This window comes from Leisingera sp. CC-HEC096 (assembly GCF_059429235.1).
The window spans coordinates 105,746-117,909 of record NZ_JCAIJS010000003.1 but is presented as its reverse complement, the minus strand read 5'-3'; the positions used below and the strand labels follow the sequence as shown (position 1 = coordinate 117,909).

Annotated in this window: 10 protein-coding genes; 2 read left to right on the top strand and 8 right to left on the bottom strand. The window is 60.9% G+C overall.

Annotated elements, in window-relative coordinates:
- Positions 1 to 185: 185 nt before the first annotated feature.
- Genes AC5STI_RS19200 through AC5STI_RS19185 form a run of 4 tightly spaced genes read right to left on the bottom strand, consistent with a single transcriptional unit; the run spans position 186 to position 4,353 of the window.
- Positions 186 to 1,175 carry a glycosyltransferase gene (locus AC5STI_RS19200; protein ID WP_495447874.1) on the bottom strand — a complete coding sequence of 330 codons (990 nt, stop codon included), beginning with the start codon at positions 1,173 to 1,175 and terminating at the stop codon, positions 186 to 188.
- Positions 1,172 to 2,170 (bottom strand): glycosyltransferase family 2 protein, encoded by a 999-nt coding sequence (locus AC5STI_RS19195; RefSeq protein WP_495447873.1) that lies wholly within the window; start codon positions 2,168 to 2,170, stop codon positions 1,172 to 1,174. The genes AC5STI_RS19200 and AC5STI_RS19195 overlap by 4 nt, the downstream gene beginning before the upstream one ends.
- A 20-nt stretch (positions 2,171 to 2,190) precedes the next feature.
- A complete protein-coding gene (locus AC5STI_RS19190) occupies positions 2,191 to 3,114 on the bottom strand; it encodes a glycosyltransferase family 2 protein (protein ID WP_495447872.1) in 924 nt (307 codons plus the stop codon).
- A gap of 3 nt (positions 3,115 to 3,117) precedes the next feature.
- Positions 3,118 to 4,353 (bottom strand): oligosaccharide flippase family protein, encoded by a 1,236-nt coding sequence (locus AC5STI_RS19185; RefSeq protein ID WP_495447871.1) that lies wholly within the window; start codon positions 4,351 to 4,353, stop codon positions 3,118 to 3,120.
- A 201-nt stretch (positions 4,354 to 4,554) separates the two neighbouring features.
- Between AC5STI_RS19185 and AC5STI_RS19180 the strand changes: the two genes are divergently transcribed.
- On the top strand, positions 4,555 to 5,751 hold the full coding sequence (locus tag AC5STI_RS19180; protein WP_495447870.1) for a polysaccharide biosynthesis/export family protein: 1,197 nt from the start codon (positions 4,555 to 4,557) through the stop codon (positions 5,749 to 5,751).
- Here the strand turns inward: AC5STI_RS19180 and AC5STI_RS19175 are convergent.
- From AC5STI_RS19175 to AC5STI_RS19160, 4 genes are all read right to left on the bottom strand, one after another.
- Positions 5,748 to 8,270: a hybrid sensor histidine kinase/response regulator gene (locus AC5STI_RS19175; protein ID WP_495447869.1), complete on the bottom strand. Its 2,523-nt coding sequence runs from the start codon at positions 8,268 to 8,270 to the stop codon at positions 5,748 to 5,750. The genes AC5STI_RS19180 and AC5STI_RS19175 overlap by 4 nt on opposite strands.
- A gap of 55 nt (positions 8,271 to 8,325) precedes the next feature.
- The gene (locus AC5STI_RS19170; RefSeq protein ID WP_495447868.1) at positions 8,326 to 8,832 is read right to left on the bottom strand and encodes a putative pterin-binding protein; all 507 of its coding nucleotides are present in this window, start codon (positions 8,830 to 8,832) and stop codon (positions 8,326 to 8,328) included.
- A gap of 102 nt (positions 8,833 to 8,934) precedes the next feature.
- Entirely contained in the window at positions 8,935 to 9,822 is an 888-nt protein-coding gene (locus AC5STI_RS19165) for a UTP--glucose-1-phosphate uridylyltransferase (RefSeq protein ID WP_495447867.1), read from the bottom strand.
- Positions 9,823 to 9,845: 23 nt separating this feature from the next.
- Complete coding sequence (locus AC5STI_RS19160) at positions 9,846 to 11,237, bottom strand: WecB/TagA/CpsF family glycosyltransferase (protein WP_495447866.1); 1,392 nt, start codon at positions 11,235 to 11,237, stop codon at positions 9,846 to 9,848.
- A gap of 247 nt (positions 11,238 to 11,484) precedes the next feature.
- On the opposite strand from AC5STI_RS19160, the gene AC5STI_RS19155 reads away from it, so the two are divergent.
- On the top strand, positions 11,485 to 12,099 hold the full coding sequence (locus tag AC5STI_RS19155; protein WP_019296427.1) for a response regulator: 615 nt from the start codon (positions 11,485 to 11,487) through the stop codon (positions 12,097 to 12,099).
- Positions 12,100 to 12,164: the final 65 nt, after the last annotated feature.

Sequence of the window (12,164 nt, the reverse complement as noted above, 5' to 3'; positions counted from 1 at the left end):
GTTCCGCTGGGCAAATTGTTGGGTGCGGGCAGCACCGTTCAGGCAGGAGCGCCGCCGGTAGGTCGGCAGGCTCCACTCCTCGGGAACCAAGAATACGCGCCGGCCAGATCGAAGCTAACGAAGCGTTCTCAGATCCGTGCAGTTAACTCTCTGCGCTCAAAAACACAGCCCGCCGGTGAATTCTTTCACTGTGAAGCAATGTCAGGAGACAAAAACAGCGTTCTCCAACAGTCGGAAAAATGTCTTTCGTAGTTGTGAGCGTGCCCTGGCCCGCGGGGGCTCGGTGGTGCTGCAAATAGCTCCTCTAGTGCGCTCTGCCAGGATTTAATTCCTGCGCCGTCAACCAGTGCGGCTCCATGGGGCAAGTGATCCGTAAGTCCATCGACGTTGCTGACAAGCAGCCTGCGTCCCGCTGCCAGGGTTTCAATTGCAACCAGCCCGTAGGCCTCCCATCGCGAAGGCATCATAACCGCGTCAAGACCGGCCATGGCTGCCACCGGATTGGAAGAAAAGCCTTTGAAACGTATACGGGGATCACCGGCGGCAAGGTCACGGAGTCGCTTCTCCTCCGCCCCTTGCCCGAAGATATGAAGGGCAAGGTTGGGGTCGCTGAGTTCGCGGAAAGCCTTGATCAAGTCATCGAACCCCTTCTGCGGTTCCAGCCTTCCAATGGCACCGATTGTCTTCACCGCGCCCTCTGGCGGTGCCAGTTCCCGGAAAGCAGACAGATCAACGCAGGAGGGAATGACATGCAGAGCGTCCGGTCGCACGAAACCCTCATCCCTCAGCCAGTTCCCCTGCGCGGTACTGACGGCAACGACATCGTGGAACAGGGCATATGAAAGCTTGAGGAGAGCACCGAACCGCCGTTTCCGCCTGACATTCAGAGCTGTGAAGCATTTGGTGTAACTGTGCTCGACATGAACAAGCCGTGCAGCGGGGTTCAAGACACGCAAGGCAGCCAGCAAGGGTAGAAGGCGCCAGCTGATCGCAAGATGCGAAACGATCACATCCTCTTCCACCCGCCCTATGCAAAGCCTGTTCCGTTTCACCTCCAGCAAACTGTGATCAGTCTCGCGCGTAAGATCAGGCGTTGTCATCATGTGACCCACGACGCGCATCACACCGCCTGCAGTGGTGTCATCAACCAGGTGGGTTACGCGGATAACGGTCATGACATTGCCTCCGTCCGGTGTGCCCGTGCGGCCAGGTCCATTGTTTTTTGCAAAGCCTTCGGCCCCGTCACGGCAAGCAGCCCAGTCGCCGCCAGGGTTGCGCCGGACTTCAACGGCTCCTCCCAAAGCGGCCGCAGGGAACAGGCGAGCCACGCCCTGGCAAGACGTACTGCGCGGCGGCTGTCCAGATCGCTGAGGGCGCGACGGTTGAGGTAGCGGAGCTGATATGCCCGCGCCGCTTCTGTTTCTTCCGCAAAAAACTTGGGGTTGATCTGAGAAAGCTTGCGAACCATCCGCTCCCATGCGGCAAGCTGGCGGTCTGTCGCCGCCGAAAGCCCGCCTGAATTGATCCGGTAGCGTGTGAGCAGGCCCGGGATCCCCTCAAACGCCCAGTTGGTCGTCAATGCAATCCGCAGCCAGCATTCGATGTCCTCGGATTGGCGGAAAGTCTCGTCGAAGTACCAGTCGCGCTCGGTTTCAGACCGGGGCCGGAAGGCAATTTCGTCAAACACTGCCCGCCGGATCACGGCCGCAGATCCGTTTCCGACCGGGTTGCGCTTAAAAATGTGTTTGGCATCGATGTTTTGCAGCCGCGGCCGCTGCGCCTGGCCCGTAAGGGCGCCATCTTCCGAGATAAAAGCAGATCCGGCATAGCTTACGCCTACATGGGGCTTGGCCTCCAGATGGCTGATATGACGGGCCAGCTTTCCCGGCTCCCACATGTCGTCTGCGTCGCAAAACGCCACCACATCGCCCTGTGCGTCGGCAATACCCGCGTTCCGCGCTCCAGCAAGGCCGCGGTTTTTCTGGTGAAGCACGCGAAACCGCGGGTAGCTGCAGAAGCCCGCAGCAATCGCGGCGGTTGTGTCTGTGGAGCCGTCATTGACCACAATGACCTCAAACTCAGTACAGGTTTGCCTCTGCAAGGAAAGAAGAGTGTCAGCGAGCGTTTTCTCGGCATTGAAAGCAGGAACGACAATTGATGTGAAGGCCATGGTTGTGAACCTCAAAAAAGTTAACGGGAAAACAGGTTCCGGCGCAGCGGACGGGGCAGGAACGGCGCCAGAAGAGAGCCGGCCAATGTCAGGCCGCCCCTGCGGAACGGGGAGAAAAATCCGCGCGGGCTTTTGAGAATGCCGGACACGGCCTGTTTCAGCGCATAAGCCGGAGCCCCATTCAGACGAAGCGCCCGGCGGGCAAGGTAGCGGTGGTGAATGGCATGAGAGGCGGCGCTCGGAACCACGCCAAAACCGGCGGCGGTAGCAATTGCCTGTTCACGGCCTGCCCGCATTGCCTCAAGATCCGTCGACAATCCGCCAACGGAAGTGCGGTAGTAGGTATGCAGGCTGTCAATTCCGGTCACCCGCGCGCCGCCGCCGACCAGGCGGATCAGCCACTCCAGGTCTTCGTTGTGGACCATGGCCACGTCAAAGCCGCCGGTTGCCGCAAAGACCCTGCGCCGCACGGCAAAGTTCGACATGGTGCAGACCGGGTTTTCCCCAAGCAGCATGGCGATGGAAAGATCCTGCTCGGGAACTGTTGAAAACACGCGGACATCTGCCGGGTTGGCGTGGAAGAAACCGATCCGTCCATAGGCACCATCGACGGATCCCTGCCGGAAGCCCGCACGGAGCTGCGACAGCTTTTCCCGGTGCCAAATGTCGTCCGCATCGCAGAACGCGATCACATCACCGCCGGCGTGCTCCATAGCGCCGTAGTTGCGGGCTGCACTGGGGCCTTTCCCGGTGTTTTGCACCAGCCGGATCCGGGCATCGGCATCGGCAGCCGCCCGCACCAGGGCTCGGGTGTCATCCGTGGACCCGTCATCAACCACGATGGCTTCCCAGTCGGCGCAGGTTTGCGCCTGGAGCCCGGCCAGGGTTTCCCGGATCGTGGCGGCAGCGTTGAAGCTGGGAATGACTGCGGAGAAATACGGCATGTTTCAAACCTCTGCGGTGCGGTGGCGGAAGGCCCTGGAAAGGGTTGGCAGCGATGCGCCCGTCATCATCAGCGCGGCGACGACGGCATAGCCTGTGGCGACCGCTGTCAGACCATGGGGCGCAAGCAGGCAGGTGTTCAGTATCAACGCCCCGGTGGTAGCAAGCGTGACCCGGAATTCCTGGCCTGGATTGCCGTTTGCCCGCAGCCAGCCTGCGGTTGCGGACCACAGCGTGGTCGGGATCGCAACCAGGCACAGGATCGACACAACACCCTCGATGCCTGCCCAACCCTCTCCGAACAGGACCGGGACGTAGAGCGGGGCCAAAAGCGACTGCGCGATGACAGCAGGTGCGATGATCCCGATTGCCAGCAGCACGCTCTGGCGCAGCGCTTGCAGCTTGTCCGCGCTGGCACAGAGATGCGGGAACAGAACAGTGGAGAAAGCCACGGTGAAGGAGTTGGAAAGGCTGAGACCGGCATTGAAGGCCATGAAATAAAGGCCAAGCGTCTCTGCCCCCATCAGGGCGCCCACGATAACCTTGTCCGCCTGCAGGCGCAGCGCCTTGACCAGTTCGACGCCCAGAACCGCCCATCCATAGGCTAGGAACGGGCGCAGCGGCGCATAGCCTCGGGACGGATCGGGGCTCCACGGATGCAGGCGGCGCATGGCGACCAGCCAGAACGGTGCTGTCAGCAGGCGCGGCAGCACCAGCGCAAGGGCGGACGGCCAAAGCAGCGCCAGCACCACCGACATCAGGTTTGATGCCACGATCTGCGTGCCCGAAATGGCGGCAGTCTGGCGCAGCTTTCCTGCCCGCATGGCGAGGCCTGCCTGCACCAGTCCGGCGGGCATGAACAGGTATTCGCCTGCCAGAATGAGGATCAGCGTCAGCAGCATGACGCTGCCGCCGCTGGCATAAAGCACAAGCCCTGCCAGCGACTGAAGCAAAAACAATCCGACGCACCATGCCCAGAAAATGCGGTGCGCGGTGGCACAGGTCTGCTGCAGCTGAGCCTGCGGGGCCGCGATGATCTTTTGAATGACGCCGTTTTCCGTCAGCGACTTGACAATATCGGCCGCCGCCAGGGCAGCCGCGGCAATGCCGATCTGGTCCAAGTCGAGCGTGCGCGCCACCGCGACAACCACCAGAAGCCGCGAAACCTTGGCTGCCGCCTCGGACGCGCCGTAGGCAAAGAGGTTCTTTGCGAAGGAGGGAAATTGCAAGGTGCGGAGCATCGGGACCTGTCCATAGGGCTGTTGGATCAAGTCATACCGGGCGTGAGAACCCGCTGTCCCTTGCCCCCCGGGACAGGGCAACGGTGCAACAGAACTGTCGCATATCCGAACGGATAGCGCCGCGATATCAACGGGCTCTCGACCGCTGAGGCCGAATTCCGTATCACCGGTAAAACCCGCAGTGATCGCTTGAGCAGTAGAATGATGAAGCCCCTCAAAAATGGAACGGCAATTCTGGCGGTTTTGTCTTTGAGCGGCTGCGCGCAGATAGATCCGCCAGACAACCTGGAGCCGATTGCCTCTGGCGACGGGTATCAGGCGCAATACCGTGAACCGGAGGTGTCCCGCAGCGAAGCCGGTTTTCTGCAGTCTCAGACAATGAACGAGTCCAGGTGCCGGCCCGCCGCCGGCGGAACCGGCGGCAAGGGGGCCGGAACGGCGCAGGCTGCGCTCGCAGGTGAGAGGTTCACCCGCAATGATCTGGTCAATGTGCGCATCGGCGATGATGAGACCTTCAATGGTGACTACGTCATCTCCAGGGATGGCTCGCTGAAACTGCCTTTCCTGTCACCGATCCGCGCCCAGGGCCGAACGGCCATCCAGATAGAGGATGATATTGCCGCGAAACTGATCGCCGAAGACTTCTATTCTGACCGCCCGCGGTTGTCGGTCCGCGCAGCTGATTTTGCCTCGGTCACAGTGGGCGTTTCGGGTGCCGTTTTCGAGCCTAAAGCCGTGGAAATCGGCGGTGTGCCAGGTGACGAAGTGGATTCCCGCAGGCAGGGCGCACTGGGGGCCTCGACCGAAGCCCGCAACCTGTCTGCTGCATTGCGTGCGGCCGGCGGTGTACGCCCGGATGCGGACATTTCGGCAGTCGAGGTGCGGCGCGGCAGCAGCCTCTACCTGCTGGACATGCGCGGAGTGTTCGAAGGCCAGAACGCCGTCGACATCATGCTGCTGACAGGCGATCAGGTGCATGTGCCCAGCCGCGGGTGCTTCCAGGAAGACCTGATGCGGCCCAGTCCCATCAGTCCTCCGGGGGTGACACTGTTCTTGTCGAACCTCACCCAGCCGGCAGCAGGCAACGCGCTCTCTGCTATTGGCCGCGAGGTGCGCGAGTTTCCCTACGGCACGCGGTACCTGCAGGCGGTGGTGGACACCAACTGTGTAGGCGGAGCACGCGCCACCAGCGCGCACCGCTCCTCGGTTCTGTTCTCCCGCAATCCGGTCACCCAAGTGTCTGTCGTCATCGAGCGGAGGATCGAAGACCTGCTGCGCCGCGCTGACAGGGACGATTATGACCCCTTCCTCCTGCCCGGAGACGCCATTGCCTGCTATGACAGCACAATCACCAATCTGGGAGAGGTCGGCCGCCTCATCGGCGCCTTCAGCTACTAAGCCAGGTTGAGCACCGGCTTGGTGGAGGCCCAGGCCTTCCTCAAGGGGGGCAACGCGTCTTCTGCCGCTTGGTAGTCCTGGCTGAGTGACGCTTTCTCGAGACAGATCAGCGCACTGCGCAGCTCCGGAAGCCCAAAGGTCGCGGCGCTGCCGGCAATCCGGTGGGCTTCGACTGCGGTTTCGTTCGCGGCCAAAGCCGGCCCGTTCTCAAGACCTTTGAGGAAGGCTTCCATTTCAGCTGCAAAGCGGTTCAGGAGAGGTTTTAGCGCCTCGGCACCAACCGTTTCTTCCAATTCAATTAGCTGCTGCGACCGCAGCGCAGCACCTTCCGGTGCTGGCGGAGCTGGAGAAGGATGGTCTGCAATCAATTGCAACAGGCCTTCACGCGTCAATGGTTTGGTCAGCACATCATTCATGCCGTCCTTCAGAAAAGCTTCCTGCTCCTCAGCCATCGCATTTGCTGTCACGGCAATAATCGGCGCGCGCGCTGACGCGCCGCCACCGGTCCGGATCGCCCGCGCGGCGCTGCGCCCGTCCATGACCGGCATGCTGATATCCATCAGGATCAGGTCAAAGCCAGTTTCTTCTGCCATCTCGACTGCTTCCCGGCCGTTGTGCGCTTCGGTGACAAAATGCCCCTGTGCTGTCAGCATCTCCCGGGCGACATGGCGATTGATCTCGTTGTCTTCCACCAGCAGGACATTTGCCCGCTTCCTGGCGGGCGCATCAAACCGGGCCTCTCCCTTCGGCTCAGGTTCCGCAATGGCCTGAACAGGGAAGCTGACATTGAAGACACTGCCTTCTCCCGGAGTGCTTTCGACAGTGATGCGGCCACCCAGCGCTTTCACAAACCGCTGGGCAATTCCCAGACCCAGTCCGGTTCCCCCGACTTCCCGGTCATAGGAGCTGTCTCCGGTCGCGAAATCATCGAAGATATGCGGTAGCAGGCCCGGGTCGATACCGATACCTGTATCCCGTACCGAAATGCGCAGGATGGTCTTTCCCTCCTCAGCGGCACTGGCCTGAGCGGTGATGGAGATCCGCCCGTCTTTCGTGAACTTGACCGCATTGCCGACGATATTCATCAGAATGTGCTGGATGCGGTCCCGATCCGCGTGAACCCAGTTGAGCGGCGCCCCTGTCCAGCCCCACTCCAATGTGCTGCCGTTGCCGGCCGCTGCACCGCTTAGGCTGTCCACGATGTCCTTCAGCAGAGTGCTGATATTCATGTCCACCGTGTGCAGCCGCAGTTTGCCCGCGTCGAATTTAGTAATGTCCAGAACATCCGAAATATGGCTCATCAGCAGTTTGCCGGACGTCTGCATATTTCGGATGTAGCGGGATTGCCGCGCGCTGAGCCGTGTATCCTCCAGCAGTGTCAGGTTGCCCAAGAGCCCATTCAGCGGCGTACGGATCTCATGGCTCATGGTGGCCAGGAAATCGGTTTTGGCTTTTTCGCCGGCCATCGCACGGTCGCGGGCCAGAACAAGCTCGGCCTCTGCCTGCACCTGACTGGAAATATCACGCAGGAACGCGATGAAGATTTCCCCGTCCTTGGTGTCCGCCGCCTGGATGGCAAGCTCCACGGGGAAAACTTCGCCGTTTGCCCGCTTCGCTTCAAGCTTGAAGCGCCCGCTTCCCACAACACGCTTTTCGCCTGTTTCGCGCAAGCGGGCCATACCGGCCTGATGCGCAACCCGGTGATGTTCCGGAACAATCAGTTCGCCCAGATCGCAACCCACTGCATCTTTCGCGGAATAGCCGAAAATCTGTTCGGCAGCGGCGTTGAAATCCGTGATGCGCCCTGACGTATCCGCCACGACCACCGCGTCAAGAGACGTGCTTGTCACAATGTTCATGCGCTCACTGGCTTCGATGACTTGTGTCCTGCGCCGCACGTTCTGAGCGTTCAGCACAGCCAGGTAACAGGCAAGCACAGCGAGCGCTGCCACCAGCGCGGCAATGGCAATCGCCAAATGCATCAGGGTGCCTGAAAAGGCCTCGCGCCGGGAGTCGGACTCCACAGCGAAATAGTTGAGGCCGGATACGGACAGCCGCCGCACATCCGGGCGGACAGCCCCGGTTTTCTGTTCCAGCGCAGGCAATAGGGCCGGGAGGGCACCTTCTTCGCTGTCAATCACAGGGACGGCCCGGTCAAGGAAGGCTGCAACTGTCGCCAGATTGGCCGCGAACTTCGGAACTGCGCGCAATTCGCTGTAGATGGATGCCTGCTGCAGCGTGCGTATTCGGCTGAAAAAGACGTCGAACTTCCGCCGGAGGCTCTGAATATCCGGGCTATCTCCCTGCAGCGCCTGCGCCAGTTCAAGTTCGAACTGGAGAAATTCCACCTCGGTCTGAGAAAGGTTCCATTGAATGTTGTCGGAACTGGCAGAGTTCAGCCGCGTGATGTCGCGGGACACATTCAACGCCAGAAAGGCAATGGCTGCCAGGCCCAAAAGGGCGGGCAGCACAAAGACAGTCAACCGTAGCCACATCTTTCTGCGTTTTGTGCCGGCCATTGCCATCATCCTCAAATGCAGGCAGCCAAGCCAAATGCGCCGGGTTCAGCGCTCGCTACTCGATCACTTCGATGCGGTCGAGCTGCCAGATACTGCGGGAATAAACCACCTCTGATTGATATTCGGATTTGCTGTCGTAAGGGTAAACAATCCATAGCGGCCCCTTGTCACGCACCGACATTTCCTCGCCGTTAAGCTTGTAGGCAATGATCGGTCCCCCTTCGACAGCATCCGACAGCGGGATGTCCACTGCGTAATCGTTAATGGCCGTGGCCCGAAGCGTGGTTCCGGTGATGCCAAGATGGTCAACCAGCTGGTCCAGCGGCACACCTTCAAAATGCTGCACGCCCTGCGTCCAGATTGTCGACGTTTCAAACTCAACGGCACCCAGCCTTTCCAGCATGGCCAGATCGAATTGAGCCGCCCGGCCGACGCTGTCCGCGTTCGGAGCGCCGGACACAGTCAGCACCACCAGTCCCATCGGCTGGTCGAGGTTTTCCGCTGCCAGCGGCTGCGCAGCGAGCATGGAAATTGCAATTATCTTGAGTGCTCTACGAAGCATCACGCGGCCTCCTTTGCTGATTGAGCCAGATATGGCATGGCGTCGCGCGGGCGCCAAAAGGTTAGACGGATACCCGCCTATCCTTTCGAATAGGTCACGCAATCATGCCGCCCGCGGTACCGGAGCAGCACGCCCGGCAAGAAAGCCGGAAAATTCGTGGGCCAGTTCCGGCCGGTCCAGAGCAAAGGCTACCGTCGCCTGCACAAATCCTTGCACGCTGCCGCAGTCGAACCGTTCGCCGTCAAACCGGAACCCGGTTACACCTGCTGAGGGAAGGTCCGCGTTGATGGCGTCCGTCAGTTGCAGCTCCCCGCCAGCGCCCGGGCAAATGGTGCCGAGAGCCTCAAAAATCGAAGGCTCCAGAATATACCGGCCAACGACGGCATGTGTTGACGGGGCCAGCGCAGGATCCGGTTTTTCAACCATCCCGCGGGCGTGAGCGAGTTTTCCGGCCTCCCTCGCGACTTCCAGGATGCCGTAGGAAGAGGTCTGCTCGCGCGCAACTTTCATGGTTGCCACCATGTGGCCGCGGCTCACGGCATGCGCCTCCACCATCTGGCGCAGCGCCCCGCGCGGCGCGCGGATGACATCATCGGGCAAGAGCACAGCAAAGGGTTCATCACCAACCATGCGTGCGGCCAATCCCACGGCGTGGCCCAGGCCCAGCGGCTTACTTTGGCGCACGAAGGACAGGGCGCCTTCCGGCATCCGGGTCCGTGCGATGGCCGCCAAAGCCGATGTCTTGCCGCGCGCTTCCAGCGTGCTTTCCAGAGCGGCGGCAGTGTCGAAGTAGTCCTCCAATGCTCCCTTGCCTGCGGCAGTGACAAAGATGAACTCTTCGATCCCCGCTTCGCGGGCTTCGTCCACCGCGTATTGGATCAGCGGACGGTCCACCAGCGGCAGCATCTCCTTGGGGATGGATTTTGTGGCGGGCAGAAAACGGGTTCCCATGCCGGCAACGGGGAAAACAGCTTTGCGAATATGTGTCATTGGATACCTCTTGAAGTGTGGGATCAGTAAGCGCCGCGGCCGGAAATCACCGCGCCGAAGGTTCTGAGGATGAGCTGGAGGTTCAGCTTAAGCGAGCGCGCCTGAATGTAGCTGAGGTCCATTTCGATCATTTCCTTGAAGCCGACAGAGGCCCTGCCCGACACCTGCCAGACACCGGTGATGCCCGGTTTGACTTGCAGGCGCCCAAGCGCCCGGGGCGGGTAATCTGCAACTTCGCTCGGCAGTGCCGGGCGGGGGCCGACCATGGACATTTCGCCCCGCAGCACATTGAACAATTGCGGCAGCTCATCAATGGAGGTCCGGCGCAACCAGCGGCCGACACGGGTGATCCGCGGATCTTGGCGCGACTTAAAGCAGAGACCGCCCCGGTCTGAGACGTTCAGTATCTCCGCCCGCCGGGTTTCCGCATCTGCCGTCATCGAGCGGAACTTGAACATGGTAAAGGTCTTGCCGTTCAGCCCGACCCGCGTCTGTTTGAAAATCGCCGCTCCCTTGCTATCTGCCCTTACTGCAAGCGCTGCCAGCAGCAGCAATGGTGACAGCAGCAAAAGCGCCGAAAGTGCAACTGTGATATCGAGTGCGCGCTGCTGGACGTCGGCGAGGCGCTTCTGCCGCAGCGCTGCCAGCCCCGCATGGGCCAGGAAGCTAAGGTTACCGGTCAGGTAGCGGCGTGCCATCCGGCGCGGCTCCATCGCCAGCCGCCAAACCCACTCCATCCTTGCCGCCCTGACCAGTTCCGGCGCCCGTGTAACCGAGCCGGACAGAAAATCGAACAGCGCGCCTACCCCAAGGGTGAGGTCGGCCTTCAGGTCACCTGCATTGCGGTGCAGCCAAAGTTCCTGCATTGGCACGCCAAGCGCGACCAGCACGATGTCGGCACCGCTTTCGTTGATGTCCGCGACAACGGCCCTGGTGTCCTGTGCTCCCGTATACCCATCACGGGTGCCAGCAATGCGCAGGCCGGGAATATCATAGACCAACCGCCCCGCGGCTGCATCCGCAACTCCCGGCCGCCCGCCGAACAGGTAGACCGATTTGCCCAAGCTGGCCGCACGCTGCAACAACTGCGGCACAAAGTCGGTGCCGTTCAAATTGGCCGTCAGCGAATGACCGGTGAACTTTGCCGCCAGTTCAACGCCAATGCCATCAGGCAGCAGGAGATCCGCCCCGGCGACTGCCTCCGAATATTGCGGGTCGCGGCGTCGGATATTACAGCAATGCGCGTTCATGAAGAACACGCGCCGGCGGCCAGGCGACAGCAGCTTGGCAACAGCCTGTTCAGCGCTGCTGTCAACCAGATTGAAGTCCAGAGCAGGCAAGTAAACTGTGTTCAGGCGGCGGGGGTTGACCGCAAGGCCAGCCCCGAAGTTGGAAGAGGAATACGCAAGTGTCATCTGCTAAGTCCTTGAGCTGTCGTTGGTTGCTCTCAGGCTGTTGCAGGCGGCCCTGCCTCTCAACGGAGCGGGCGGACAGGTTGCTGGTCCGATGGCATCCCAGGCTTGCCTTGCGGCGTGCAGACCTACCCGCCCGGATCAGAACCTATCCAAATGCTTACCAAGCTGCGGCGGATACGCACGAATTTTGCCGTGCAAGCGCCGCATTCACGCGGTACGTGTAGTGGAAGGGATCAAGGAGCATGTTATGAGAGTATTGATTGCCGACGACCACGACCTGCTGCGCGACACGCTTGTTCTGTTCCTGGAGGGGCAAGGGTCCATCAAGACCAGCACCGCGGCGGATCTGGATCAGGCATGCAAGCTGATCGAGACCGAAGATCCCTTTGATCTGATCCTGCTGGATCTGAATATGCCCGGCATGAACGGGCTGGCGGGCCTCAAGCGGGCGATGGCCATGAGAAACGGACAGCGGGTTGCCCTGATGTCGGGAGCAGCTACACGCCAGATCGCGGAACAGGCGCTGGAGGCCGGCGCCGCCGGGTTTGTGCCAAAGACCCTGCCGGCGAAATCAATGATCAATGCAGTCAAGTTCATGGCGATGGGGGAGCAATATGCCCCCATTGATTTCATGACCGCGGCGGACCCGGAAACGGACCACCCCCTGGCGGAAAAACTCTCGCCGCGCGAGCTTCAGGTTCTGAAAGGCCTGACAGAGGGCAAGTCCAACAAGGAAATCGCCCGCGATCTGGACATTACAGAACCCACCGTGAAGCTGCATATGAAAACGCTGTACCGGAAGCTGGAAGTGGCAAACCGCACCCAGGCAGCACTGGCCGCGCGCGAGGCCGGACTGTTCTGACTGCCTGCAAGGGGTGCAGTACAGAAACCTACTCCATCGGATAGCTGCGAATACGGTTGCGCATC

Bases quoted from the DNA above. Each gene is read 5' to 3' on its own strand.
- AC5STI_RS19165 (WP_495447867.1), bottom strand. From the start codon at position 9,822: ATGACACATATTCGCAAAGCTGTTTTCCCCGTTGCCGGCATGGGAACC.
- AC5STI_RS19170 (WP_495447868.1), bottom strand. From the start codon at position 8,832: ATGCTTCGTAGAGCACTCAAGATAATTGCAATTTCCATGCTCGCTGCG.
- AC5STI_RS19190 (WP_495447872.1), bottom strand. From the start codon at position 3,114: ATGCCGTATTTCTCCGCAGTCATTCCCAGCTTCAACGCTGCCGCCACG.
- AC5STI_RS19160 (WP_495447866.1), bottom strand. From the start codon at position 11,237: ATGACACTTGCGTATTCCTCTTCCAACTTCGGGGCTGGCCTTGCGGTC.
- AC5STI_RS19155 (WP_019296427.1), top strand. From the start codon at position 11,485: ATGAGAGTATTGATTGCCGACGACCACGACCTGCTGCGCGACACGCTT.
- AC5STI_RS19175 (WP_495447869.1), bottom strand. From the start codon at position 8,270: ATGGCCGGCACAAAACGCAGAAAGATGTGGCTACGGTTGACTGTCTTT.
- AC5STI_RS19195 (WP_495447873.1), bottom strand. From the start codon at position 2,170: ATGGCCTTCACATCAATTGTCGTTCCTGCTTTCAATGCCGAGAAAACG.
- AC5STI_RS19200 (WP_495447874.1), bottom strand. From the start codon at position 1,175: ATGACCGTTATCCGCGTAACCCACCTGGTTGATGACACCACTGCAGGC.
- AC5STI_RS19180 (WP_495447870.1), top strand. From the start codon at position 4,555: ATGATGAAGCCCCTCAAAAATGGAACGGCAATTCTGGCGGTTTTGTCT.
- AC5STI_RS19185 (WP_495447871.1), bottom strand. From the start codon at position 4,353: ATGCTCCGCACCTTGCAATTTCCCTCCTTCGCAAAGAACCTCTTTGCC.